The 23,938-nt window shown below is 66.6% G+C and carries 22 protein-coding genes; 7 read left to right on the forward strand and 15 right to left on the reverse strand.

The window, feature by feature from the left end:
• The 6 genes from J5M67_RS29635 to J5M67_RS24030 all read right to left on the reverse strand — a co-directional run.
• On the reverse strand, nucleotides 1–93 hold a 93-nt coding region (locus J5M67_RS29635; RefSeq protein WP_243434861.1), incomplete at its 3' end, for a hypothetical protein.
• Nucleotides 94–360: 267 nt separating this feature from the next.
• The gene (locus J5M67_RS24010; protein WP_207888000.1) at nucleotides 361–2,637 is read right to left on the reverse strand and encodes a hybrid sensor histidine kinase/response regulator; all 2,277 of its coding nucleotides are present in this window, start codon (nucleotides 2,635–2,637) and stop codon (nucleotides 361–363) included.
• Nucleotides 2,634–3,320: a chemotaxis protein CheW gene (locus J5M67_RS24015; RefSeq protein WP_207888001.1), complete on the reverse strand. Its 687-nt coding sequence runs from the start codon at nucleotides 3,318–3,320 to the stop codon at nucleotides 2,634–2,636. Before J5M67_RS24015 ends, J5M67_RS24010 begins: the two co-directional genes overlap by 4 nt.
• Nucleotides 3,313–4,566, reverse strand: coding sequence for a protein-glutamate O-methyltransferase CheR (locus J5M67_RS24020; protein ID WP_207888002.1), 1,254 nt, complete (start codon nucleotides 4,564–4,566; stop codon nucleotides 3,313–3,315). Before J5M67_RS24020 ends, J5M67_RS24015 begins: the two co-directional genes overlap by 8 nt.
• On the reverse strand, nucleotides 4,563–5,072 hold the full coding sequence (locus tag J5M67_RS24025) for a chemotaxis protein CheW (protein WP_207888003.1): 510 nt from the start codon (nucleotides 5,070–5,072) through the stop codon (nucleotides 4,563–4,565). Before J5M67_RS24025 ends, J5M67_RS24020 begins: the two co-directional genes overlap by 4 nt.
• Nucleotides 5,047–6,666, reverse strand: coding sequence for a methyl-accepting chemotaxis protein (locus J5M67_RS24030; RefSeq protein ID WP_207888004.1), 1,620 nt, complete (start codon nucleotides 6,664–6,666; stop codon nucleotides 5,047–5,049). The genes J5M67_RS24025 and J5M67_RS24030 overlap by 26 nt, the downstream gene beginning before the upstream one ends.
• 214 nt (nucleotides 6,667–6,880) lie before the next feature.
• Between J5M67_RS24030 and J5M67_RS24035 the strand changes: the two genes are divergently transcribed.
• From J5M67_RS24035 to J5M67_RS24045, 3 genes are all read left to right on the forward strand, one after another.
• Nucleotides 6,881–7,318, forward strand: coding sequence for a YqaA family protein (locus J5M67_RS24035; RefSeq protein WP_207888005.1), 438 nt, complete (start codon nucleotides 6,881–6,883; stop codon nucleotides 7,316–7,318).
• Nucleotides 7,319–7,488: 170 nt separating this feature from the next.
• Nucleotides 7,489–9,099, forward strand: coding sequence for a methyl-accepting chemotaxis protein (locus tag J5M67_RS24040; protein ID WP_243434858.1), 1,611 nt, complete (start codon nucleotides 7,489–7,491; stop codon nucleotides 9,097–9,099).
• Between the two features lie 63 nt (nucleotides 9,100–9,162).
• Nucleotides 9,163–9,555: a hypothetical protein gene (locus J5M67_RS24045; RefSeq protein ID WP_207888007.1), complete on the forward strand. Its 393-nt coding sequence runs from the start codon at nucleotides 9,163–9,165 to the stop codon at nucleotides 9,553–9,555.
• A 477-nt stretch (nucleotides 9,556–10,032) separates the two neighbouring features.
• Here the strand turns inward: J5M67_RS24045 and J5M67_RS24050 are convergent, their stop codons facing one another.
• From J5M67_RS24050 to J5M67_RS24060, 3 genes are all read right to left on the reverse strand, one after another.
• Nucleotides 10,033–10,317 (reverse strand): hypothetical protein, encoded by a 285-nt coding sequence (locus tag J5M67_RS24050; RefSeq protein ID WP_207888008.1) that lies wholly within the window; start codon nucleotides 10,315–10,317, stop codon nucleotides 10,033–10,035.
• A gap of 147 nt (nucleotides 10,318–10,464) precedes the next feature.
• Nucleotides 10,465–12,102 (reverse strand): MFS transporter, encoded by a 1,638-nt coding sequence (locus tag J5M67_RS24055; RefSeq protein ID WP_243434859.1) that lies wholly within the window; start codon nucleotides 12,100–12,102, stop codon nucleotides 10,465–10,467.
• Nucleotides 12,103–12,215: 113 nt separating this feature from the next.
• Complete coding sequence (locus J5M67_RS24060) at nucleotides 12,216–13,880, reverse strand: GMC family oxidoreductase (RefSeq protein ID WP_207888009.1); 1,665 nt, start codon at nucleotides 13,878–13,880, stop codon at nucleotides 12,216–12,218.
• Nucleotides 13,881–14,001: 121 nt separating this feature from the next.
• Here J5M67_RS24060 and J5M67_RS24065 point away from each other — a divergent pair, with 121 nt between their 5' ends.
• Nucleotides 14,002–14,907 (forward strand): LysR family transcriptional regulator, encoded by a 906-nt coding sequence (locus tag J5M67_RS24065; RefSeq protein ID WP_207888010.1) that lies wholly within the window; start codon nucleotides 14,002–14,004, stop codon nucleotides 14,905–14,907.
• A 154-nt stretch (nucleotides 14,908–15,061) separates the two neighbouring features.
• On the opposite strand, the gene J5M67_RS24070 is transcribed toward J5M67_RS24065, so the two are convergent.
• From J5M67_RS24070 to J5M67_RS24095, 6 genes are all read right to left on the reverse strand, one after another.
• Nucleotides 15,062–15,610, reverse strand: coding sequence for a topology modulation protein (locus J5M67_RS24070; protein WP_207888011.1), 549 nt, complete (start codon nucleotides 15,608–15,610; stop codon nucleotides 15,062–15,064).
• 214 nt (nucleotides 15,611–15,824) lie between these two features.
• Nucleotides 15,825–16,490: a hypothetical protein gene (locus J5M67_RS24075; RefSeq protein ID WP_207888012.1), complete on the reverse strand. Its 666-nt coding sequence runs from the start codon at nucleotides 16,488–16,490 to the stop codon at nucleotides 15,825–15,827.
• Nucleotides 16,491–16,779: 289 nt separating this feature from the next.
• Entirely contained in the window at nucleotides 16,780–17,325 is a 546-nt protein-coding gene (locus J5M67_RS24080; RefSeq protein WP_207888013.1) for a DUF4256 domain-containing protein, read from the reverse strand.
• Between the two features lie 92 nt (nucleotides 17,326–17,417).
• On the reverse strand, nucleotides 17,418–17,900 hold the full coding sequence (gene eco / locus J5M67_RS24085; protein WP_207888014.1) for a serine protease inhibitor ecotin: 483 nt from the start codon (nucleotides 17,898–17,900) through the stop codon (nucleotides 17,418–17,420).
• A gap of 110 nt (nucleotides 17,901–18,010) precedes the next feature.
• Entirely contained in the window at nucleotides 18,011–18,712 is a 702-nt protein-coding gene (locus J5M67_RS24090; protein WP_207888015.1) for a tellurite resistance TerB family protein, read from the reverse strand.
• Between the two features lie 197 nt (nucleotides 18,713–18,909).
• Nucleotides 18,910–19,626, reverse strand: coding sequence for a tellurite resistance TerB family protein (locus tag J5M67_RS24095; RefSeq protein ID WP_207888016.1), 717 nt, complete (start codon nucleotides 19,624–19,626; stop codon nucleotides 18,910–18,912).
• A gap of 247 nt (nucleotides 19,627–19,873) precedes the next feature.
• On the opposite strand from J5M67_RS24095, the gene J5M67_RS24100 reads away from it, so the two are divergent.
• The 3 genes from J5M67_RS24100 (at nucleotide 19,874) to ydcS (ending at nucleotide 23,820) form a co-directional block, all read left to right on the forward strand.
• Nucleotides 19,874–20,785 (forward strand): LysR family transcriptional regulator, encoded by a 912-nt coding sequence (locus J5M67_RS24100; protein ID WP_207888017.1) that lies wholly within the window; start codon nucleotides 19,874–19,876, stop codon nucleotides 20,783–20,785.
• Between the two features lie 233 nt (nucleotides 20,786–21,018).
• The gene (locus J5M67_RS24105) at nucleotides 21,019–22,515 is read left to right on the forward strand and encodes a gamma-aminobutyraldehyde dehydrogenase (protein WP_207888018.1); all 1,497 of its coding nucleotides are present in this window, start codon (nucleotides 21,019–21,021) and stop codon (nucleotides 22,513–22,515) included.
• A 159-nt stretch (nucleotides 22,516–22,674) separates the two neighbouring features.
• Nucleotides 22,675–23,820: a putative ABC transporter substrate-binding protein YdcS gene (gene ydcS / locus J5M67_RS24110; protein ID WP_207888019.1), complete on the forward strand. Its 1,146-nt coding sequence runs from the start codon at nucleotides 22,675–22,677 to the stop codon at nucleotides 23,818–23,820.
• The last annotated feature ends 118 nt before the right edge of the window (nucleotides 23,821–23,938 follow it).

The following is a 23,938-nucleotide window of genomic DNA, read 5'->3' on the forward strand; positions in this document are numbered from 1 at the left end:
GACCCAGATGACCCGGTGCGCCGGCTCGAAGGCCAGCGCGCGGCGCATCGCCTCCACCGCCAGGGGCATGTCATTGACGATCCCTATCCGCATCTTAGGGTCGGCTCCCGTTTCGGCGCGAGCCGCGTTGCCGCAGCCCATCACGCCAGGCTAGGCGCGGGACGCAGGCAATGGTCGCCCCCTTGGCAAGTCTCGCAACGACGCATGGCGTGATGGGCTGCACAACCCGAAGGGACGGGCCGCATTTTGCGCAGCCCCGCGTTACTCGTCGTTCATTGGGAATAACCAAACCTCTCTCCTCGCGCCTTGCTCTGCGCAAAATGCGGCTCCGTCGCGGCCGCGCCGAAACGGGAGCCGACCCTACGCTGCTCCGATCAGGTCGACCACCGCATCCAGCAGGGCCTCGTCGTGGAAGCTGGCCTTGGCCAGATAATAGTCGGCGCCGGCATCGAGCCCACGCCGCCGGTCTTCTTCGCGGTCCTTGTAGGACACTACCATCACCGGCAGCGACTGCAGGCGGGTGTCGCGGCGAATCAGGGTCACCAGCTCGATGCCGTCCATGCGCGGCATGTCGATGTCGGTAATGACCAGGTCGAAGTGTTCCGAGCGCAGCGCGTTCCAGCCGTCCATGCCATCCACCGCCACCGCGACGTCGTAGCCGCGCCCCAGCAGCAGCTTGCGCTCCAGCTCACGCACGGTGAGCGAGTCGTCCACCACCAGTACGCGCTTGCGCGAAGCGCCGGAGAGGCGGCCGCTGGGGTCGATACGCTCCAGGCGGCCGGTGGCCAGAAGCTTCTCCACCGAGCGCAGCATGTCCTCCACATCGAGGATCAGCACTGGCGTGCCGTCGTCCAGCAGCGCGCCGGCGGAAACGTCCTGCACCTTGCCCAGGCGCGGGTCGAGCGGCAGTACCACCAGGGTCCGCTCGCCGATGAAGCGTTCCACCGCCACGCCGTAGGCCATGTCGCGCTCGCGGATCACCACCACGGCGATCTCCTCGTCGCTGGCACTCCCCTCGGGGCGCTGCAGCAGCTGGCTGGCGGCGACCAGGCCGAGGTGCCGGCCCTCGTGCCAGAACTGCTGGCGGCCTTCGAGCTGGACGATCTCGTCCGGCGCCAGGCGGCGCATGCGCTCGATGTGCGCCAGCGGGAAGGCGTAGGCCTCGCCGCCGATGGTCACCACCAGGCTGCGCACCACGGAGAGGGTCAGCGGCACTTCCAGGTGGAAACGCGCGCCCTGCCCGCTGACCTGCTCCATGCGGATGCCACCGCGCAGCTGGCGCACCATGTGCTGCACGGCGTCCAGGCCGACCCCACGGCCGGAGACCTCGGTGACCTGCTCGCGCATGCTGAAGCCGGGCAGGAACAGGAAGGTCAGCAGCTCGTCCTCGGTCAGCCGCGCCACGGTTTCCTCGGTGGAGAGCTGGCGGCGGACGATGGCGCTGCGCAGGCGGTCCAGGTCGACACCGGCACCGTCGTCGTGCAGCTCCAGCACCAGCATGCCGGCGTGGTGCCGGGCCAGCAGCTGGATGGTCCCCTCTTCCGGCTTGCCGGCCAGGCGGCGCACCTCGGGGGACTCGATGCCATGGTCGATGGCGTTGCGCAGCAGATGGGTGAGCGGCGCCTCGAGCTTCTCCAGCACCTCGCGGTCGACCTGGGTGGACACGCCGTGCATGTCCAGGCGCACGCTCTTGCCCAGCGAACGGCCGAGGTCGCGGACCATCCGGGTCTGCCCGCTGAGCACGTCGGAGAAGGGCCGCATGCGGCAGGCCAGCGCGGTGTCGTAGAGCGACTGGGCGCGCTGGCCGGCCTTGAAGCTGAATTCGTCGAGCTCGGCGATCTGTTCGCTGAGCAGTTGCTGGCACTCGCCGACCAGCCGCCGTGCGTCGGCCAGGTAGGCGTGCGTCTCGGGATCGACAGCGTCGCCGCGGATGGCGTCGCGGGCGCCATCGAGCACACGGCTGGCGCTGGCCTGCACACGCTTCAGGCGCTGCAGCGAGTCGAGCAGCGGTTTCAGGCGTTGGGATTCCACCAGCGCCTTGCTGGAATAGTCGAGCAACTGGTTGAGGCGTTCGGCGGTGACCCGCAGGACCCGCTCGCCAGCGTCGTCACTGTCGCCGGAACGACGGCGCGGCGCAGGCTCGGCAGCGACCTCGGGCTCGGCCGGCGGTGTCTCCAGCGGAGCGGGCGCAGGCGCGGGCGTGGGTGCCGCCACGGGCGGCGCGGCGCGGACCGGGGTCTCTCCGCTCACCAGCGCCTGCAGGCGCTCCACCATGGCCGGGACCGCCTGTTGCGCCTGTTCGGCACGCTCTGACTCGGTGTCGGCGATGTGCAGCAGGATATCGGTGCCCGCCAGCAGTGCATCGATGTGCTCCGGCGCCAGCAGCAGGCGGCCTTCCTGGGCGCCGACCAGGCAGTCTTCCATCACGTGGGCGACCTGCACGCCGGCATCCAGCCCGACGATCCGCGCCGCGCCCTTGAGCGAATGGGCGGCACGCATGCAGGCTTCCAGCTGGTCGGCCTGGGTCGGATTGCGCTCCAGCGCCAGCAGGCCCTGGCTGAGCACCTGCGTCTGGGCCTCCGCTTCCAGGCGGAACAGCTCCAGCATCGAGGCGTCCTTCATCTGGTCCGGCGTCATGCGAGGCTCCGGGTGGCGGCTTCCAGCAACGCCTCTGGGTCAAGCAGGCGGACGCTGCGTCCGCTCCACTGCAACACGCCATGGGTGAAACGATCGTTGGCCGCCAGCGACTGCCCGGAAGCGGCGACCACGGCGGCGCTGTCCAGGTCATGGATGCCGTCCACCTCATCCACTGGCGACAACACTGGACCACTGGCAGCCGCCAGGATCAGCATGCGCGGCACCACGCGCCGGCCTTCGGTCGGGACCGCGCGCCGGTCGAGACCAAGCAGCTCGCCCAGCGAGATGCAGGCCACCAGCGTGCCGCGCACGTTCGCCACGCCCAGCAGGGCCGGCGAGCGCTGGTGCGGCAGCGAGTGCACCGCCGACTCGGAGGCGACCTCCGACAGGGCGCGGGTCGGCAGCCCCAGCCATTCATCGCCGAGGCGGAAGATCAGGTAGGCACGCCCGTCCGCGGGCGCTGCCTCGTCGGCTTCCGGCGCCCGCATGGCGGACTCGTCGCCCAGCGAATAGCGGTCCAGCAGGCGGATCGCCGCGGCCGCATAGACCGGGCAGTTGCGGCAGTGGATGTGTTCGACCAGGCGCGGGCAGGACTTGTCGCCGCGCACGCCGATGCGGTTCCAGCAGTCGTCCACCGGTTCGGCGCGGGCATCCAGTTGCAGTTGGTAGTCGTGCTCAGGCATCGCGCTTCACTCCTCGCGCGGCGCGATCCTGCAGGCGCCGGGCTCCCTCCACGTCGCCCTGGGCGGCAAGCAGCGCGGCCAGATGCAGGAGGCTTTCCTGATGATCGGGTTGCAGGTACAGCGCCTTGCGGTAGTAACCCTGCGCCTGCGCACCCTGGCCCTGGGCGTCGCTGAGCAGCCCCAGCCAGTAGAAGGCCTCGACCGTGGGCCCCTGCGCGGCAAGCAGCGCTTCGCACTGCTTTCGCGCCTCGGCGGTCTGGCCGGCATTGGCCAGCCGGGCGATTTCCGCCAGACCGGTGTCGGCCGGCGCGGGACTTGAAGCGGCCTGTGTCACTGGGGTGTGCGGCTTCGGAATGCTCGAGCGAGCCGGAGCAACGCCGGGCTTGGGCACTGTCCGGGGCTGCCTGGGCGACGGCGCCACGAAGGTTGGCTGTGCCGCAGGCTCTGGCGTCTTGCACTCCAGCGGAAACGCGAAGGACTGCGCCACACCCAGCGGACGCAACCCCTGGCGGGACAGCAGGCTGGCTTCGGCCGGGCCGATGAACAGTACCCCGTCCTCACGCGCCAGGCGGCGCAGCACGCCCACCACCTGCTCCTGGGTGTCGCGGTCGAAATAGATCAGCAGGTTGCGGCAGAACACATAGTCATAGGGTGCCTCATCAGCCAGCAGCGCGGGCGCCAGCAGGTTGCCTACACGGAACTGCACCTTGGCCCGCACCGCCGCGCTGATCTGGTAGTCGCCGTCCACGCCGGTGAAATGGCGATCACGAAATCCCAGGTTGTCGCCACGGAAGGAATTGCGCCCGTAACGGCCGGCTTCGGCACGCTCGATCACGGCGCGGCTGACGTCCAGCGCGTCGACCTGGAAGGTCGATGGCGCCAGCCCGGCATCCAGCAGCGCCATGACGATCGAATAGGGCTCCTCGCCCGTCGAGCACGGCAGGCTGAGCAGGCGCAAGGGACGCGCACCGGCCAGCGCAAGGGCCCTGCGACCGGCCAGCTGGGCCAGCGCGGCGAACGACTCCGGATAGCGGAAGAACCAGGTTTCCGGAACGACCACCGCCTCGATCAGCGCCTGCACCTCGTCGGCGGACGCCTGCAGGTGCTCCCAGTAAAGCCCGACATCGCCTCCGGCAACCTTGCTGCTGCGCTGGCGCACCGCGCGGCCGATCACCGCCTCGCCAACGGACTCGGTGTCCAGGCCGATGCGCTCCTTGAGCAGCTGGGCGATGCGCGGATCGGTCATACCGCGCGCTCCGCGTCACGCAACAGGCGCTCGCGCGCCTCAGCGGTCAGCAACTGGTCGACGCGCACGCGCTGCAACAGCCCCTGTTCGTCCTCCAGCACCGGGCCGAGGTAGCGGGCGCTGCCGTTGTCCAGCTCATAGTCATGGAAGGCGGCCGGATCACGGCGCAGGGTATGGGTGGCCTGCTCCAGGATCAGCCCCAGGTGCTGCTCGCCAGCCTGTTCGTCCGCCCGATAACGCACCAGCACCAGGCGCGTACTGGTGCGCCGGGGCGCGCTGTGGCCGAAGGCGAGCTGGCTGAGGTCGATCACCGGCAGCGGCTCGCCGCGATTGACGTAGAGCCCGGCGACCCAGGCCGGCGCTTCGGGAACGCGCTTGAGCACCGGCAACGGCAGCACTTCGATGACATCGTGCACGTCCAGCGCATAGCGGTCCGCACCCAGGCGGAACTGCAGGTAGAGCCTGCCCGCCTGCGCCGAGTCAGACCTTGAAACGGGAGACGCCATTGCGCAGTCCGTTGGCTACCAGGTTCAGTTCGTCGATGGCAAAGCTGGCCTGGCGCAGCGATTCCACGGTCTGCCCGGTGGCCTCGCCCAGTTGCACCAGCGCCTGGTTGATCTGCTCGGCGCCGGTGGCCTGGGCCTGCATGCCCTCGTTGACCATCTGCACGCGCGGCGCCAGCGCCTGCACCTGCTGGATGATCTGCGAGAGCTGCTCGCCGACCTGGCCGACTTCGGCGATGCCGCGCCGCACCTCCTCGGAGAACTTGTCCATGCCCATCACGCCGGCGGACACCGCGGATTGGATCTCGCGCACCATCTGCTCGATGTCGTAGGTGGCCACGGCGGTCTGGTCGGCCAGGCGGCGCACCTCGGTCGCCACCACGGCGAAACCACGGCCGTACTCGCCGGCCTTCTCCGCCTCGATGGCGGCGTTGAGCGAGAGCAGGTTGGTCTGGTCGGCCACCTTGACGATGGTGGTGACCACCTGGTTGATGTTGCCGGCGCGCTCGTTGAGGATCGCCAGCTTCGCGTTGACCAGTTCGGCGGCGCCCATCACGTGGTGCATGGTCTCCTCCATGCGCGCCAGGCCCAGCTGGCCGGACCCGGCCAGGGTGGAAGTCTGTTCGGCGGCCGAGGACACCTCGGTCATGGTGCGCACCAGGTCGCGCGAGGTGGCGGCGATTTCCCGCGAGGTGGCGCCGATCTCGGTGGTGGTCGCGGCGGTCTCGGTGGCGGTGGCCTGCTGCTGCTTGGAGGTGGCGGCGATCTCGGTCACCGAGGTGGTGACCTGGATGGCCGAGCGCTGGGCCTGGGACACCAGCGACTTGAGTTCCTCGGCCATGCCGTTGAAACCGGTTTCGATCACACCGAACTCGTCGTTGCGCTCCAGCGCGAGGCGGGTGGTGAGGTCGCCGCCGCCCATCGAACCCAGCCCGCGCACCACCTGGCGCACTGGCTCGGTAATGGCGCGCATCAGCAGCAACCCGCAGATTGCCGCCACCACCAGAGCCAGCAGCATCGACACCAGCATGATGATCTTGGCCCGATGCACTTCGACGACAATGTCGGCGGCCGCCGCATCGGCGATCTGCTTGTTCAGGTCGATCAGGTCGTTGAGCGTCCGGCGGCCGGCTTCCCAGGCCGGGTCCAGCTTGTCCACCACCATCTGGCGTGCCGCGGCGCTGTTCTTGGTGTACTGGTCCAGCACCTGCGCCAGCACCTCTTCGTAGACCTGCGCCTGCTGCTTGAAGCGGTCCGTCATCTGCCGGTCGCGCGTCTCGTGGATGGTCGCTTCGTATTTGGCGATGCGATCGAACAGCACATCATGGTTGGCGTTGAACGCCTGGCGGTCCGTCGCGTCGAGCGGCTTGTCCTCGCCCATGCCGACCAGCATGTGCACCATCAGGATGCTGTCGGTCCAGGCCGAGCGCACGGTGGTCAGGGCGTAGGTGCCCGGCATGGCGTCGTGGCTGACGCGCTCGGTGCTTTCCTCGATGTCCAGCAGGCGGATATAGGAGATCACCACCATCAACAGCATGATCGCGATGACGACAGCAAAGCTGGCCAGGATGCGTTGGCGTAGAGTCCAGTTCTTCACAGCGTTCCCCAGAGATGTTCGAGACATGCTGACGGAAGTGCACTCGAAAGAGCTTAGGCTCGCAAATGCAAATTCCTACTAATTCCTCAGCAAGATAGGACATATATTATCTGGAGACGCTAAAAGCTCATCTCTTTATTCCGAATTTCCAGCACATTTATTCCAAATTTCCCACGTACTCTTTCCCGCCACGGAAGGTCGTCGAACGTCACCCATGCTGTCCCTCGCCCTGGCCGCCCATGCCGGCCTGTTCCTTTCAGCCTTTGGCGCCGCCACCCTGCTACCCCTGCAGTCGGAAGCCGTGCTGGTCGGCCTGCTGCTCGGCGGGCAGTACCCGCTCTGGTCGCTGCTGCTGGCCGCAAGCGCAGGCAACGTGCTCGGCTCCCTGGTCAACTGGATGCTGGGACGCGGCATCGAGCGCTGGCATGACAAGCGCTGGTTCCCGGTCAGCCGTCAGGCGCTGGAGAAAGCCCAAGCGCGCTACCGGCACCTTGGCTGCTGGTCGCTGCTGCTGAGCTGGGCACCCGTGATCGGTGATCCGCTGACGCTGATCGCCGGGGTGATGCGCGAGCCGCTCTGGCGCTTCCTGCTGCTGGTGACGCTGGCCAAGGTCGGCCGCTATGCCGTGCTGGCCTGGCTGACGCTGAGTTGAGCTGAAACGCCCGTCCCACATGGGCTCAGCGATTTTCTGTCCGTTCGTCTTGTTGTTCTTCCGCCCTAAAAAAAGCGTCAATAATGTCACTACGCCATTATTTTGTGCCAATCGGCACAACAGGCCGTCGACATCGAATGACAGAAAGGGAAGTCACTATGTACAGAAGCATGAGTATTGGTCGTCGCGCCTCGCTGGGCTTTGCCATCATGGGCGTGTTGCTGGTGTTCCTCGGCGCATTCTCGCTGCTCAAGCTTTCCACCCTGCGCGCCGCCTCGGAAGAGATCGACAGCAACTGGCTGCTGAGCCTCAACCACATGACCCAGCTGTCCAACGACATCGCGCGTATCCGCCTGGAGTCGATGCGCCTGCTGGTCAACGATGACGCCACCATTCGCCAGCGCAGCCTCGACCTGATCGCCGACGCCCGGCGCGACAAGGAGAACGTCCTGCGCGATTACGCCCATCTGATCCTCAGCGCGGAGGAGCAGCAGCACGCCGACGAGTTGAACCGCGCCCTGGATGCCTACCTCGGCCACGTCGACCAGATGCTGGAGAAAGTCCGCCAGAATGACCGCGAAGGCGCGCTGCAGGTGCTCAATGGCAACATCGCCCGGCAGGGCAAGGAACTCAACCAGCGCCTGACCGCGCTCATCGATTTCAACCGCCACGGCGCCACAGCGGCCACCGAACGCGCGGTGGCGCAGTACCAGAACAGCCGTCTGGTGGTGGCCGGCGTGCTGATCGCCAGCATCCTGCTGACCGTGGTGCTGGCGTGGCAGCTCACCCGCAGCATCGTGGTCCCGATTGCGCAGGCAGTACGGGTGGCGCAGACCATTGCCGGCGGCGACCTCAGCCAGCGCTTCAGCGTCGTCGGCCGCGACGAGCCGGCGCAGCTACTCAATGCACTCGCCGACATGCAGGGGCAGTTGCGCGAGACCATTCGCGGCATCGGCAACTCCGCCAGCCAGCTCGCTTCCGCCGCGGAGGAAATGAGCAGCGTGATGGAGCAGAGCAACCGCGCCCTGCAGCAGCAGAGCGACCAGATCGAGATGGCCGCCACCGCCGTCAACCAGATGACCAGCGCCGTCGAGGAAGTGGCCAACAACGCCGCCTCGACCTCCGCCGCCTCCCGCGAAGCCATCGAAGCCGCCCGTTCGGGGCAGGGCCGGGTGTCCGAAACCTCCGACTCCATCGGCGCCCTGGCCGGCGAGGTCGGCAGCGCCTCTCAGCGTGCCGAGGCACTGGCCAACCAGGCACAGGACATCGGCAAGGTGCTGGAAGTGATCCGCAGCGTCGCCGAGCAGACCAACCTGCTGGCGCTCAATGCCGCCATCGAAGCGGCGCGAGCCGGCGAGGCCGGGCGCGGTTTTGCGGTGGTCGCCGACGAAGTCCGCTCGCTGGCGCAACGCACCCAGAGTTCCACCCGCGAGATCGAGGAACTGGTCTCGGCGATCCAGACCGGCAGCGACCAGACCGTGGCCGCCCTGCTCAGCAGCAGCGCCCACGCCGAGCGCACCGTGGCCCGCACCGGCGAGGCCAGCGCCTCGCTGGAAGTGATCCTGGAGCGCATGTCGCAGATCAACGAGCGCAACCTGGTGATCGCCAGCGCCACCGAGGAGCAGGCCCAGGTCGCCCGCGAAGTGGACCGCAACCTGCTGGCGATCCGCGACCTGGCCACCCAGACCTCCGCCGGCGCCACCCAGACCAGCGCAGCGAGCCAGGAGCTGTCGCGCCTGGCCGTGGACCTGAACGGCATGGTGGCAAGATTTGTCGTCTGACCAGGGAATTTTTCCTACGCTGACGTATCCAATGGCCATCATGGAACGCCACGGGGTGGATAGATGAACGTACTGAAATTGTCGGCCGTACTGGCTGCCGCTGCGCTGTTGAGCGCCTGCGGTGGCAGCAACCAGGCCAAGGTCTGCGGGTCGGATGACGTGAAGAACCAGCTGGTGAAGATCTTCCTCAGCGGCTCACTGTCCAGCCAGGCCGACGCGCTGGAGAAGGCCGAACTGAAGGACGTGGCGATCCTCGAGAAGGACCCGGACAGCGGTGTGCTGGAATGCGTCGGCACGCTGTCGGTACCGGTGGTCGGGCAGGTGGCGTCCGGCACCCTGAAATACCGCATCGCTCCGGCGGCCAAGTCGGACCACGACTACCTGCTGCTGCTCGCCGATGGCGACCTGGCCAATGCGTTCGCCAAGCGTATCGAGGGGATGATCCCGCGGCAGTGAGGGTTATTCACAGAGAGTGAAAAAACCGGCCCAAGTGGCCGGTTTTTTATTGGGGGCGCTTTGTCGGTCTCGAGCTCGGGAGAGCATCGCGGACGGAGTCCGCTCCTACGGGTGCTCCTCCCATTGCTCCGGCTTTGCTCTGAGGACTTCCAGAGAAATCTCCGCGCACTCCGAGCGCCCCTTCAGGAGGCCGAGTGGAATCGGAGTTTCAGGGGTTGAGCGGCATGGATGCCGCGAGAGCGCTGTCGGGCCAGGGATGGCCCGTCAGCGCGGGCCCCTGAAACTTCGATGGAGCGAGGGAACCCCGGCGAAGCCGGGGCCGGATGATGGGGCAAGACCTTTGCCTCCTTTGGGGCGTTTGCCAAAGGAGGTCGCCCGAGGGGGCGAAACAAGAAACATCCGAACACACTGAAGCGGCGCAGAAACACCCAAACGAAAAGCATCGCGGACAGAGTCCGCTCCTACGGGAGCCGCGCGTCAGAACCCATCCAGATCGATCAGCTCACCCTCGAAGGTCAGCCAGCCGCCCTGCTCGTTCGCCGCGCCATCACGGATTTCGCCGTAGTAGGACAACCCGTTGTCCAGCGTCACGCAGACATGGGTCGGCTCCTCCGGCGCGTCCAGCTGGCCGTCGAAGCTCAGCTTGATGATGCCCGGCTCCGGCGCGCTCAGGCTGGCTGGCACGCGCGCGTTGTCCACCGCCTCGGTTTCACGTCCCCAGTGCTCGGCGCTGACGGTAACGGTGAGGAATGCCTGACTCATGTTCGCTGGTTCTCCGCAAAGGGCCCCGGCGCAACGCGCACCGGGCAATGGCGCAAGGGTATTCCAGCAACGCCGCCCAGGCGAGCCCGGATCGCGCCGAATGAACACCAAGGGCGCCCGCAGGCGCCCCTGATGAAAGCCTACCGATCAGTCAGCATGGATGTCGTTGTGCCGCGTCTCACGCAGGAACAACAACGCGCAGACCAGGCTCACCGCCGCGATCAGCACCGGATACCACAGGCCGTAGAAGATATCCCCGGTGTACACCACCAGCGCGAACGACAGGGTCGGCAGCAAACCGCCGAACCAGCCATTGCCGATGTGGTACGGCAGCGACAGCGAGGTGTAGCGGATGCGGGTCGGGAACAGTTCCACCATCAGCGCCGCCAGCGGGCCGTAGCAGAGGCAGGAGATCAGCACCAGCGCCACCAGGATGGTGATCACCATGCCCTTGTTGACCAGCGACGAGTCCGCCTTGGCCGGGTAGCCCGCCGCCTTCACCGCCGCGCTCAGGGCGGCCGCGTCGAAGCCTTCGAGGCGCGTCTCGCCCACGGTCACCACCACACCGCTGCCGGCCGGGGCCGCCGCGCTGCGGTAGGGCACGCCGCTCTTCACCAGCAGCGTCTTCACCTGGTCACAGGGGCTGTCGAATTTGGCCTTGCCCACCGGGTCGAACTGGAAGGTACAGGTCGCCGGGTCCGCCAGCACGGTGATCGGCGCGTTGCGCGTGGCCTGGTCGATCTGCGGGTTGGCGTAATGGGTCAGCGCCCCGAACAGCGGGAAGTAGCCCACCGCCGCCAGCGCAAGGCCGGCCAGCAGTACCGGCTTGCGGCCGACTTTGTCGGAAAGCCAGCCGGCCACCACGAAGAACGGCGCACCGATCACCAGCGCGACGATCAGCAGTTCGTTGGCCAGCGCGCCGTCCACCTTCAGCACCTGGGTGAGGAAGAACAGCACGTAGAACTGCGCGGTGTAGAAGGTCACCGCCTGGCCGGCGTTGATGCTGAACAGCGCGGTGAGAACGATGCGCAGGTTCTTCCAGTTGGTGAAGGACTCCTTGAGCGGCGACTTGCTGGTCTTGCCCTCGGCCTTCATCTTCAGGAAGGCCGGCGACTCCTGCATCGACAGGCGAATCCAGGTGGAAATGCCCAGCAGCACGATCGACAGCAGGAACGGCAGGCGCCAGCCCCAGGTTTCGAACTGATCGCCGGTCAGCTGGCGGCAGGCAAGGATCACCAGCAGCGACAGCAGCAGGCCGCCGGTAGCGGTGGACTGGATCCAGCTGGTGTAGCTGCCACGCTTGTTCGCCGGCGCATGTTCGGCCACGTAGATCGCCGCCCCGCCGTACTCGCCGCCCAGCGCCAGGCCCTGGAGCATGCGCAGGGCGATGAGGATGATCGGTGCGGCCACACCGATGGTGGCATAGGACGGCAGCAGGCCGACCGCGAAGGTCGACAGGCCCATCAGCAGGATGGTGGCGAGGAAGGTGTACTTGCGCCCGATCATATCGCCCAGGCGGCCGAAAACCAGCGCGCCGAAGGGCCGGACCAGGAAGCCGGCGGCGAAGGCCAGCAGGGCGAAGATGAAGGCGGTGGTGTCGTTCACCCCGGCGAAGAACTGCTTGCTGATCACCGCCGCCAGCGCGCCGTAGAGGAAGAAGTCGTACCACTCGAACACCGTACCGAGCGACGAGGCGAAGATCACCTTGCGCTCTTCGCGGCGGGACGGCACCTGCCGCTCGTAGGTCCTGCTCTGTGTCGCGTTCGTCACTGCTGGATCGGACATTGCGGGCTCTCCTGCCCCTTCAGGGGCTTTTATTGTTGTTTCAGCCTCGACTGCCGCGGCGCTGCCGCGCGATGCCACTCACTTCACGTCAAAGGTGGGCGACGGGATCGCCGTCACGCCACGGGAGCTTGTTGCTGCGCTTGTGCGCTAGAGGGGATGACCTCCGGGTTGCGCCTGGGTTCGCTCAAAATCATCTGTGCCGCCTTTTCGGCGATGACCAGCACCGGCGAGCAACTGTTGCCGGAGGTCAGGCTGGGCATGATCGAGGCGTCGGCGATGCGCAGGCCGGGAATGCCATGCACGCGCAATTGGCTGTCCACCACCGCCCCCGCGCCCTGCCCCATGCGGCAGGTGCCGGCGGGGTGGAAGATGGTGGTGCCGATCTCGGCGGCGGCGCGGTGCAGGTCTTCCTCGGTCTGATAGTCCGGGCCGGGCTTGAACTCCACCGGATTGAAGCGCGCCAGCGCGGGAGCCGCGGCGATGCGCCGGGTCAGGCGGATGGCGTCGGCGGCCACGCGCAGGTCTTCCGGGTGGCTCAGGTAATTGGGCTGGATGATCGGCTTGTCGCGCGGGTCGAGCGAACGCAGCGTCACCGAGCCCCGGCTCAGCGGGCGCAGGTCGCAGACCGACGCGGTGAACGCCGGGAAGCTGTGCAGCGGCTCGCCGAAGCGCTCCAGCGAGAGCGGCTGCACGTGGTATTCGAGGTTGGCCGAGCGTTGGTTCGGATCGGACTTGGCGAACGCACCCAACTGGCTGGGCGCCATGGACAGCGGACCGCTGCGCTTGAACAGGTACTCCAGGCCCATGCCCATCTTGCCCCACAACGTCGAGGCGATCTGGTTCAGCGAGGGCGCGCCGCTCATGCGGTAGATCAGGCGCAATTGCAGGTGGTCCTGCAGGTTGCCGCCGACGCCCGGCAGCTCATGGCGCACGCCGATGCCGTGCTTCTCCAGCAGCGCGCGCGGACCGATGCCCGAGCGTTGCAGCAGCACCGGCGAGTTGATCGCACCGGCGCAGAGGATCACTTCGCGCCGGGCCCGCAGCTCGCGGCGCGCGCCTTGCCAGTTCACTTCCAGCCCGCTGGCGCGGCCGTTCTCCAGCAGCACGCGCTGCGCTTCCACGTTGGTCAGTACGGTGAGGTTGGGCCGGTTGGCGATGGGCCGCAGGAAAGCCTTCGACGCATTCCAGCGCACGCCGGAACGCTGGTTCACCTGGAAGTAGCCGCAGCCTTCGTTGTCGCCGCCGTTGAAGTCTTCCACAGAGGGAATACCCGACTGCGCCGCCGCCTCGCGGAAGGCATCGAGGATTGCCCACGACAGCCGCTGCTTTTCCACCCGCCACTCGCCGCCGGAGCCGTGCAGTTCGCTGGTGCCGGCGAAGTGGTCTTCCATCCTGATGAACAGCGGCAGCAGGTCGTTCCAGCCCCAGCCCGGATTACCCTCGGCGACCCAGCCGTCGTAGTCCAGCGCCTGGCCGCGCATGTAGATCATGCCGTTGATCGAGGAGCAGCCGCCCAGCGTGCGGCCACGGGGGTACTTGATGGCGCGGCCGTTCAGGCCCGGCACCTGCTCGGTGTCGAAACACCAGTCGGTGCGCGGGTTGCCGATGCAATAGAGATAGCCGACGGGGATATGAATCCAGGGGTAGTTGTCCGGGCCGCCGGCTTCGAGCAGCAGCACGCGGTTGGCAGGGTCGGCGGACAGACGATTGGCCAGCAGGCACCCGGCGGGGCCCGCGCCGACGATCAGGTAGTCATACGCATCCAGTGCCTGGTGCATGGAAAGTCCCTCGTCGTACTTGTTCTTTTTGTATGACGACCGAGCCTAGTCGTTCGTTCGTGATAAAAGAACAGTCGTTTCGAGTCAGCTATTGTTTGTTTTCTAACAACGAGAGCCGCCCATGTTCGACTGGAATGACCTGCGCTACTTCCTGGAACTGCACCGCAGCGGCCGTCTGCTGACCACCGCCAAGCGCCTCAACACCACCCACGCCACGGTGGCGCGGCATATCGAGAACATCGAGCGCGACCTCGGCACCCAGCTGTTCGCCCAGCACACCGGCGGCTACCAGCTCACCCCGGCCGGGCAGGCGCTGCTCAAGCACGCCGAGGCCATGGAGAACACCGCCCTGCTCGCCCAGGAGGAAATGAGCCAAGCCATCTCGCCGTTGGGGCAGATCCGCATCGGCGTCACCGAAGGCCTGGGCACCATGTTCCTCGCCCCGCGCATGGGCGAGCTGATGCAGCGCTATCCGGGGCTGGAAGTGGAACTGGTGTCAGTGCCGCGCTTCGTCAGCATCACCAACCGCGAGGCGGACATCGCCATTACCCTGGAGCGCCCCAGCGCCGACCTGGTGATCAGCCGCCGCCTCACCCGCTACCGCCTGAGCCTGTTCGCCAGCCCCGCCTACCTGGAGTCCGCCCCGCCCCTGCGCGACCGCGAGGACTTGTGCAAACACCCCTGGATCGGCTACGTCGACGACCTGCTGTTCAGCCAGGAACTGCTGTTCCACCACAGCTTCTGCCGCCACCCACAGGTGGTGTTCCGCAGCACAAGCGTGGTCGCCCAGCAACAGGCCGCCCAGGCGGGCATCGGCATCGCCATCCTTCCGCAGTACATGGGCCTGAACGACCCACTGCTGGTGCCGGTGCTGCCGGAGGAGTTCATCGAACGGGAGTACTGGATGTGCACGCGGCGGGAGCTGCACCGCTCGGTAAGGCTGAGATTGGTATGGGATTTTCTGGTGGGCCTGTGCGAACGCGAGCAGCAAATGCTGGTTGGCGGCAAGGCCACCGCACTGACGTAGGGCGCATAAAGCGGAACGCTTTATCCGCCGAACGATGGCGGATAACGCTTGAGGCGTTATGCGCCCTACGCACGGGCTAATCAACACCCTGTAGGAGCGCGCCATGCGCGCGAATCGCGGGCATGGCCCGCTCCTACAAGAGCCCAGCCTGTGCTCAACGAACTGCGGAGGTAGCCGTCATCCCGCCAGCCTCGCTCTCCACCACCTGTAGGAACCGCCTGACCTCACGCCGCGACCGCAGATGAATGATGCGCCGATCTCTCCACTGCGCTTCCAGCAACTCCATCACCTTGGGACGACTGCGCTCGCGGTAGTGCCAAATCCAACTCAGGAAGCTTGGATCGGGCAATTGTTCAGGGCACCCCGAGGCCATATCCGGCCGTACCCGACCGCGATAACGGAGACCTCGCCACACCGCTCGCCACAGACAAAGCAGAGGCGGCAGATCGAGGAAAATCACCGTATCGCAGGCTGCGAGGCGCTGCGCCAGGGTGCCGGAATAATTCCCCTCCATCACCCAGCGCTCGCCCAGGCAAAGCGCGTGCACACGCGCCTGCCAGTCCGGCTTTTCCGGCTCCTTCCAGCCAGGCTGCCAGTACAATGCATCCAGATGAATGACCGGTATCCCAAGCTGCTTGCCCAGCGCTGCGGACAAGGTGCTCTTGCCGCTACCACCGGAGCCGATGATCAGGATTCTTTCCATGAGACGCTCCCTGTCTGCCTGCTGTGTCTGCAACAGGGGGCGCATTGTGCCGTAGCCTGCCCCATTTCCGCGACGCTGTCGGTCACGAGCGAGTTGGATGGGCAGAGGCCGGTGCGGGTGCCGTTGCCGGAGCTGCCGCAGGCGCTGCAGCCAAGTTGAGGTCAGACGCCCCGCGGCTTGCGCTACGGGGCGTTCCAGCCGGCGCGACAGTGGGTTATGCCGCCGCTTTCACGCTCGGCGCGTTGCCGTTGGTGGACTGCAGGATATGCGGGTTGTCGTCGAGATAAGCCTTGATGCGCTTCGCGCTGCGTAGATCGCCGTGGGCCTTGCCGACCCAGTTCGCCATGAGAACGGAGAGCAGGAATGCGACCGCCCCCAGCAGGAAGCCATAGATCGGCAATTTCACGATCATCGCAGCCCAGACCAAGGCGCCGCTCACGGGTAGTGCAACGCTGATGACCAGGGCACTGATGGCTTCAAGCTCATCGGTCTTTTCAATCTGGATTCGCGGGTGCTGCCACAGCGGCGAAACCTTCAGGTACCGGGCGGCCGAACGGACTTCCTCGCGCTCCCAGATGCCCAGGCGGAACAGTTTCAGCAGCGCTGCCATCTGTTGCTGATTGGCGCAGACACCCGAAGCGACCCTGAACTTTTCCAGCTCCAGCTCGCTGTCCAGATAGTCCGTCAGCTCACTTGCCATTTGCGTATCGGCCCGCATCTCCGTCAGCGCTTTCAGGCGTGCACGGGCGAAATGTCCCGGTGTGAATTCAGTTGCACGCCACACCAGGATCAAGGCTCTGATCAGCGCCGCGCCGACGCTCACGAAGGCCGCCACCCCCGCCAGCCCGGTCAGCAGTAAGTCCCACCAATTGGCCGCCATTTCCGCTCCTCCAGCGATAAGAAAGGGCGCACCCTGACATGGCGGAAGTTACGGTCTCCAGAGGCGACCCATCAGAGAGGAAAGTGCGGGGCGAAGTACGGAAATGACATACAAACAGGGCGGCGGAATATCGATTTTCCGAGGCCCCCTAGCAGGCTTTTGCAGGAGCGACGAGAGCGCCCAGTCCTTATCCCGGAGTTGGCTGGAGGGGTTGGGCACTGCCGGAAGGCTTTCGCGGACAAGGTCCGCTCCTACGGGAGATTCCGGCACCGGCGCGGTGGTGGTTCGGTCAGACCCGCAGCACGCCGCGGAAGCCGCGCGCGGCGTAATAGGACTGCGCGCCGTTGTGGTAGACGAAGACGGTGTCGTAGCGCCGGTCGCAGAACAGTGAGCCACCGAGCTTGCGGATGGCCGGTGAGGTCTGCACCCAGCTGGAGGTCTTCAGGTCGAATTCGCCGAGCGTTTGCAATTCGCGGTATTGCGCCTCGCTGAGCAGTTCGATGCCCATGGCCTGGGCCTGCTCCAGCGCGCTGCCGGCGGGCTTGTTTTCCTTGCGGGCATCCAGCGCCTCGCGGTCGAAGCAGAGGCTGCGGCGGCCGGCGGGGCTTTCCGGGGAGCAGTCGACGAAGAGGTATTCGCCGGTGGTTTCATCCTGGCCGATCACATCCGGTTCACCGCCGGTGCTTTCCATCGCCTGCAGGGAACGCAGCTTCTCCGGGCGGGATTCCAGCCGGGCCTGGACCTGGGCCCAGCCGATGCCCGGGTGGCGGCTGGCGTGCTGGTCGAAACGAGCGTGCAGCAGGCCCAGCAGCTCTGCTTGTTGCTTGGCGTTCATCGGGTTCTCCAGTCGATCCTTGAGTGCGTCGAGAGAGCCTAGCGGCAACGCTCTCCCGGCGCACGTGGGTGGAAGCCCGGTAGAAGGCGGGGTTATTCCGCGCGGGCGTGTTCGACCTTGTCGGACGCCGACCAGATGCGATAGCGCACTTCGACATCCTTCGGCGCATAGACCACGATCGGCAGTTTGCTGTTGTAGCGCAGCACGAAGCCATCGCCGACCACCGGGACGAAGTCCTTGCGGGTCTTGCCGTCCGGGCAGGCCATCAGGGTGCTGGCCGGGCCGCTGACCTTGTCCAGGCGATAGTAGGTGTAACCCCAGCCTTCCAGGGTCTTCTCTTCCAGGGTGCCGCCCAGGCGCTGGAGGTTGCAGTCGACGGTCAGCGTCTTGCCGGCCAGGACCTCGACCTTGAAGTTCTCTTCCTGCGCCTGCTTGGGCAGGTGGATAACCTGGCGCACGAAGCCGTCTTCGGCCTTGGGATAGGGCGCAACGTCTTCCAGCTTGGCGGCATTGGCGAAGGTGGCGGTGGCGCTGAGCAGCAGCGCGGTGGGGAGGGTGAAACGTACGAACGGCATGAAGCCTCCTTGCAGTATCGAAGAACGAGCGCACCGGGCGGGTGCGCTCGTCCGAGCCCCTTTGACCGCAGAGTTGTACGAACGCTCCTACAGCTCAGCTCGGAGTTGTATCAAGCCACTTCACCGCCGGCCTTGGCCTGCTGCTCCAGATGCGCCTGGAGTTCCGGGGCGAGGTTGAGGTTGTAGGCGAGTTCGTCCAGGTAGGTCCGTTCGGCATCCTGCTGGTCGTCCACCAGCATCACGCTGACCAGATACATCTCGGCGGCCACGGCCGGGTCGCCCTGGGCGGACTCGGCGACTTCGGCGGCGTCCAGCGGCTTGCGTACCTCGGCGTCGAGCCAGTCCTGCAATTCCGGCTCATCGGTGTGGCGGGCGATTTCTGCCTGGATGGCTACCTTCTCCTTCTCGTCGATGCGACCATCGGCCTTGGCGGCGGCGATCATGGCGCGCAGGATGGCGTGGCTATGGGCCTCGGCTTCCGGGCCGGAGAGCTGGTCCACGGTTGTCAGCGATTGCTGCTGCGACGGGTTGGCGTTCTGCTGGCGCTGCCAGTTCTGGTAGGCCTGGAAGGCCATCATCCCCAACGAGGCGAGCATGGCGTAGTTGATACCGCCGCTGCTGCCAGTACGGCCCTGGGGCGCGCCGCCGCCGAGCATGCTGCCCAGTACATCGCCAAGCCCACCGCCGGCCCCGCCGGAAGCACCGCCGAGCAGGCCTCCCAGCAACCCACCCAGGCCGCCCGTGCCGCCTTGTTGCGCCGACGCGCCTTGCCCGGCGCGCAGCAGTTGTTCCAGTAGATCCGCAGTGTTCATCTGATATCCCTCGCTAACGCGCGGTATGCGTTGGGCAACGATAGACCCGCGCTCCCGATGCGCCAGCACCTTCCGCCAGCCGGCCCGGTGCGGCGGGTCACCCGGAGAGGGAGCCTGCCGCCACCAGGGAAGGGAAGCCAGGCAAAACGGCTCAATCGCCAGCTTTAACCGTCGATTGCCAGAGTAGTCACGCAGGATCAGGCGGGCACGGCGTCCAGCGCCCTGCGCGCCTGGGCTTCCAGCTCGACCTTGAGGCCGGCGTCGAGGCTCAGCTGGCGGGCCAGTTCGTCGAGGTAGGCGCGCTCCATGAAGTTGGTCTCGTCGATCATCAGCAGGCTGGCAAGGTACATCTCGGCGGCCATTTCCTCGCTGGTGGCGGCGCGGGCAACCTCGGCCGGGTCCAGCGGCTTGGCCAGCTCGCGGTCGAGCCAGCCCTGCAGCTCGACGTCGCCGGTGAGCTTGGCGATCTCGCCATCGATCAGCTGGCGTTCGCGATCGTCGATATGTCCGTCGGCTTTGGCGGCGGCAACGATGGCCCGCAGGATGGCGTGGCTGTGCTGCTCGGCCTGTGCCGGGGGCAGGCGGTCGACGGTCTGCGGCTCGGTGCGTGGGGCGCTGGCCTGCTTCTGCTGCCAGTCGCCGTAGGCCTTGTAGGCGAGCACGCCGAGTGCCGCAAGGCCGCCGTAGGTGACGACCTTGCCGCCCATCTTGCGCGCCTTCTTGCTGCCCAGGAGCAGGCCCAGCGCGCCCGCCGCCAGTGCGCCGCCACCGGCGCCGGAGAGCAAACTGCCGAGATCCAGGCCGCCCTTGCCGGAGGAAGAAGGCTGACCACCGTCCTGACGGGCCACTCCCTTGTTCTGCAGGAGGTCCTGGCCGGATTTGAGCAACTGGTCGAGCAGGCCGCGCGTGTTCATGGCGATATCCACTGTCTATCGAAAAAGGTGGATTCCGACTCTAGCCCGGAGCGCGCCACGGACAGAGCGGCAGTGTGCTTCCGGATATTGCGAACCTTTCCCTGCGGACCTCAGGGCGAAAAGCGGCTTCCATTCGATAAAAAAGAATGTTCCTATAGATTTTCGATAATCAACAATGAAAAGCGCTGGAGTGCCGTCCTAGACGCCTGCACTCTGCCATCACCGATTCGCAAGCGGCCCACCGCCCATGATGACGCTCCGCCAGATACGCCATTTCATCGCCGTCGCCGAGACCGGCTCGATTTCCGCCGCCGCCCAGGCGGTATTCATTTCCCAGTCCACCCTGACCCTCGCCATCCAGCAGCTGGAAGAGGAGATCGGCGTGCGCCTGTTCGACCGCCACGCCAAGGGCATGACCCTGACCCACCAGGGCCACCAGTTCCTGCGCCAGGCGCACCTGATCCTGGCCACGGTGGAGAACGCCAAGCGCAGCCTGCAGCAGAGCACCGACCAGGTGGCCGGCAGCCTGACCATCGGCGTGACCAGCCTGGTGGCGGGCTATTACCTGGCGGACCTGATCAACCGCTTCCAGCGCGCCTACCCCAACGTGCAGACCCGCGTGGTGGAGGACGAGCGCCCGTACATCGAGCACCTGCTGGTGAGCGGCGAGATCGATGTCGGCGTGCTGATCCTTTCCAACCTGGAAGACCGCCACGCCCTGCAGACCGAAGTATTGACCCACTCGCCGCACCGCCTCTGGCTACCGGCGCAGCATCCATTGCTGGAGCGCGACAGCATCGGCCTGGCCGATGTGGCGGGCGAACCCTTGATCCAGCTGAACGCCGACGAGATGGGCCTGCACACCCAGCGCATCTGGTCCCGCGCCGGGCTGGTGCCGCAGGTGACGCTGCGCACAGCGTCGGTGGAGGCGGTGCGAAGCCTGGTGGCGGCCGGCCTTGGCCTGTCGATCCAGCCGGACATGACCTACCGCCCCTGGTCACTGGAAGGCGACATCATCGAGGCGCGGCCGCTGGTGGACCTCTCCGAGCCGCTGGACGTCGGCCTGGCCTGGCGCCGTGGCACCGCGCGGCCGCCGCTGGTGGATCCGTTCCTCACCGTGGCCCGCGAGCAGCCCAACGCGAAGAGGCTGTCCATCTGACGTAGGGCGCATGACCGCTTGCGGTTAGCCGCCGACAGGGTTCCGGAGAGATCAACGGCGGATAACGCTTGCAGCGTTATGCGCCCCACGGCCCTGGCACGAGAGAGCCACTCATTCGATTTAATCGAACGCCGCTTTCAGTAATTAGAATTTGTCGACCCCACGCCCGGACTCTAGTCTCTGCCTTCATACAAAGGGCCAGCTCCGGGTACCGCCCCATCCGGAGCAAATACATGGCCCCCGAAAACAAGACAGATAAACGACGAGCTTCCAAGATGACCGGCGCAACCCTGCACACCGCCTTGCTGATCGACGGCCAACTGGTCGCCGGCGAAGGCATGGCCGAGCCGATCATCAACCCGACCACAGGCGAAACCATTGTCAGCATCGCCGACGGCTCCCTGGACCAGGTCGAGCAGGCCATCGCTGCCGCACACCGCGCCTTCCCCGCCTGGGCCCGCACCACGCCCGCCCAGCGCGCCACCGCCCTGCTCGCCATCGCCGACGCCATCGACAAGCGCGCGAACGACCTCGCCCAGCTGGAATCGCTGAACTGCGGCAAGCCGCTGCACCTGGCCCGGCAGGACGACATCCCGGCCACCGCCGACGTGTTCCGCTTCTTCGCCGGCGCCGTGCGCTGCCAGCAGGGCCAGCTCGCCGGCGAATACGTGCCCGGCCACACCAGCATGGTGCGCCGCGACCCGGTGGGCGTGGTCGCTTCGATTGCGCCATGGAACTACCCGCTGATGATGGCCGCGTGGAAAATCGCCCCCGCCCTGGCCGCCGGCAACACCCTGGTGTTCAAGCCGTCCGAGCACACCCCGCTGAGCATCCTGGCGCTGGCCCCGGCGCTGGCGGAAATCCTCCCCGCCGGCGTGATCAACATCGTCTGCGGCGGCGGCGAAGGCGTTGGCAGCCATCTGGTCAGCCACCCGAAGGTACGCATGGTGTCGCTGACCGGTGACATCGTTACCGGGCAGAAGATTCTCCAGGCCGCCGCGCGCACCTTGAAGCGCACACACCTGGAACTGGGCGGCAAGGCGCCGGTGATCGTCTGCAACGACGCCGACCTCGACGCCGTGGTCCAGGGCGTGCGGACCCACGGCTACTACAACGCCGGCCAGGACTGCACCGCCGCCTGCCGCATCTACGCACAGGCCGGTATCCATGACCGCCTCGTCGCCGAGCTGGGCGACGCCGTGGCGAGCATCCGTTTCGCCCGCAAGCGCGACGCCGACAACGAGATCAGCCCGCTGATCAGCGCCCGCCAGCGCGACCGCGTGGCCAGCTTCGTCGAGCGCGCCCTCGGCCAGCCGCACATCGAGCGCGTCACCGGCGCCGCCGTGCATTCGGGCCCTGGCTTCTACTACCAGCCGACCCTGCTGGCCGGCTGCAAGCAGCAGGACGAGATCGTCCAGCGCGAAGTGTTCGGCCCGGTGGTCACCGTGACCCGCTTCGACCAGCTGGAACAGGCGGTGGACTGGGCCAACGATTCCGAATACGGCCTGGCCTCCTCAGTGTGGACGCAGAACCTGGACAAGGCCTTCCAGATCGCCAACCGCCTGCAGTACGGCTGCACCTGGATCAACACCCATTTCATGCTCGCCAGCGAGATGCCCCACGGCGGGCTCAAGCGCTCGGGCTACGGCAAGGACCTGTCCAGCGACTCGCTGCAGGACTACAGCGTGGTGCGCCACATCATGGCGCGCCACGGCCAGCAACTGGATTGAACCACCCCGGCGGCGCCCCCGCCGGTCAATAAAAAAGAAGCCCGGTACGAGGGCGTGTGAAAACGCAGCGAGCGCCATCGTTTTCTCTCGCCCTGAAGGGTCGTTGCTCGATTGATCACTGCCCCACCAATAGAGACAACAACGAGAGGGAGACACCCGATGCGCAAGACCGCACTGCTCAGTGCCATCACCACCGCCCTGCTGGCCAGCGCCGGCGTCCAGGCCGCCGAGGCCCTGAAGGAAGTCGGCAAGGGCGAAGGCCGCCTGGACATCATCGCCTGGCCCGGCTACATCGAGCGCGGCCAGTCCGACAAGAACTACGACTGGGTCACCCAGTTCGAGAAGGACACCGGCTGCCAGGTCAACGTGAAGACCGCCGCCACCTCCGACGAGATGGTCAGCCTGATGGCCAAGGGCGGCTACGACCTGGTCACCGCTTCGGGCGACGCCTCCCTGCGCCTGATCTACGGCAAGCGCGTGCAGCCGATCGATCCGTCGCTGATCCCCAACTGGAAGAACATCGACCCGCGCCTGAAGGACGCCGCCTGGTACGTGGTCAACGGCAAGACCTACGGCGCGCCGTACCAGTGGGGCCCGAACCTGCTGATGTACAACACCAAGATCTTCCCCACCGCGCCGGACAGCTGGAAGGTGGTGTTCGAGGCCGAGAACCTGCCCGACGGCAAGCCGAACAAGGGCCGCGTGCAGGCCTACGACGGCCCGATCTACGTCGCCGACGCCGCGCTGTACCTGAAGGCCACCCAGCCGGAGCTGGGCATCACCGATCCTTACCAGCTCGACGAGAAGCAGTACGCCGCCGTGGTCGAACTGCTGCGCAAGCAGCATGACCTGATCCACCGCTACTGGCACGACACCACCGTGCAGATGAGCGACTTCAAGAACGAAGGCGTCGCCGCTTCCAGCGCCTGGCCGTACCAGGCCAACGCCCTGAAGACCGAAGGTCAGCCGATCGCCACCGTGTTCCCGAAGGAAGGCGTCACCGGCTGGGCCGACACCACCATGCTGCACGCCGAGGCCCAGCATCCGAGCTGCGCCTACAAGTGGCTGAACTGGTCGCTGGAGCCCAAGGTGCAGGGCGACGTGGCCGCCTGGTTCGGCTCGGTGCCGGCGGTACCGGAAGGCTGCAAGGCCAGCACCCTGCTGGGCGGCGAAGGCTGCGCCACCAACGGCTACAACCAGTTCGACAAGATCGCGTTCTGGAAGACCCCGGTGGCCGAGGGCGGCAAGTTCGTCCCGTACAGCCGCTGGACCCAGGACTATATCGGGATCATGGGCGGCCGTTAAAAGTCATCAGGTAGCTGCTGCGCGGCCCTGATCCGCGCCCGGGCAGTGCTCGGAATCCTCACGTACTGAAGTACGCTGCGGTTCCTGCGCGCTGGCCGGACGCGGCTGAGGGCCTGCT

Source organism: Pseudomonas sp. 30_B (genome assembly GCF_017491605.1).
Lineage (GTDB): Bacteria > Pseudomonadota > Gammaproteobacteria > Pseudomonadales > Pseudomonadaceae > Pseudomonas.

Coding starts and splice junctions, on each gene's coding strand:
- J5M67_RS24010 (WP_207888000.1), bottom strand. CDS start 2,637: ATGACGCCGGACCAGATGAAGGACGCCTCGATGCTGGAGCTGTTCCGC.
- J5M67_RS24015 (WP_207888001.1), bottom strand. CDS start 3,320: ATGCCTGAGCACGACTACCAACTGCAACTGGATGCCCGCGCCGAACCG.
- J5M67_RS24020 (WP_207888002.1), bottom strand. CDS start 4,566: ATGACCGATCCGCGCATCGCCCAGCTGCTCAAGGAGCGCATCGGCCTG.
- J5M67_RS24025 (WP_207888003.1), bottom strand. CDS start 5,072: ATGGCGTCTCCCGTTTCAAGGTCTGACTCGGCGCAGGCGGGCAGGCTC.
- J5M67_RS24035 (WP_207888005.1), top strand. CDS start 6,881: ATGCTGTCCCTCGCCCTGGCCGCCCATGCCGGCCTGTTCCTTTCAGCC.
- J5M67_RS24040 (WP_243434858.1), top strand. CDS start 7,489: ATGAGTATTGGTCGTCGCGCCTCGCTGGGCTTTGCCATCATGGGCGTG.
- J5M67_RS24045 (WP_207888007.1), top strand. CDS start 9,163: ATGAACGTACTGAAATTGTCGGCCGTACTGGCTGCCGCTGCGCTGTTG.
- J5M67_RS24050 (WP_207888008.1), bottom strand. CDS start 10,317: ATGAGTCAGGCATTCCTCACCGTTACCGTCAGCGCCGAGCACTGGGGA.
- J5M67_RS24055 (WP_243434859.1), bottom strand. CDS start 12,102: ATGTCCGATCCAGCAGTGACGAACGCGACACAGAGCAGGACCTACGAG.
- J5M67_RS24060 (WP_207888009.1), bottom strand. CDS start 13,880: ATGCACCAGGCACTGGATGCGTATGACTACCTGATCGTCGGCGCGGGC.
- J5M67_RS24065 (WP_207888010.1), top strand. CDS start 14,002: ATGTTCGACTGGAATGACCTGCGCTACTTCCTGGAACTGCACCGCAGC.
- J5M67_RS24070 (WP_207888011.1), bottom strand. CDS start 15,610: ATGGAAAGAATCCTGATCATCGGCTCCGGTGGTAGCGGCAAGAGCACC.
- J5M67_RS24075 (WP_207888012.1), bottom strand. CDS start 16,490: ATGGCGGCCAATTGGTGGGACTTACTGCTGACCGGGCTGGCGGGGGTG.
- J5M67_RS24080 (WP_207888013.1), bottom strand. CDS start 17,325: ATGAACGCCAAGCAACAAGCAGAGCTGCTGGGCCTGCTGCACGCTCGT.
- eco (WP_207888014.1), bottom strand. CDS start 17,900: ATGCCGTTCGTACGTTTCACCCTCCCCACCGCGCTGCTGCTCAGCGCC.
- J5M67_RS24090 (WP_207888015.1), bottom strand. CDS start 18,712: ATGAACACTGCGGATCTACTGGAACAACTGCTGCGCGCCGGGCAAGGC.
- J5M67_RS24095 (WP_207888016.1), bottom strand. CDS start 19,626: ATGAACACGCGCGGCCTGCTCGACCAGTTGCTCAAATCCGGCCAGGAC.
- J5M67_RS24100 (WP_207888017.1), top strand. CDS start 19,874: ATGATGACGCTCCGCCAGATACGCCATTTCATCGCCGTCGCCGAGACC.
- J5M67_RS24105 (WP_207888018.1), top strand. CDS start 21,019: ATGGCCCCCGAAAACAAGACAGATAAACGACGAGCTTCCAAGATGACC.
- ydcS (WP_207888019.1), top strand. CDS start 22,675: ATGCGCAAGACCGCACTGCTCAGTGCCATCACCACCGCCCTGCTGGCC.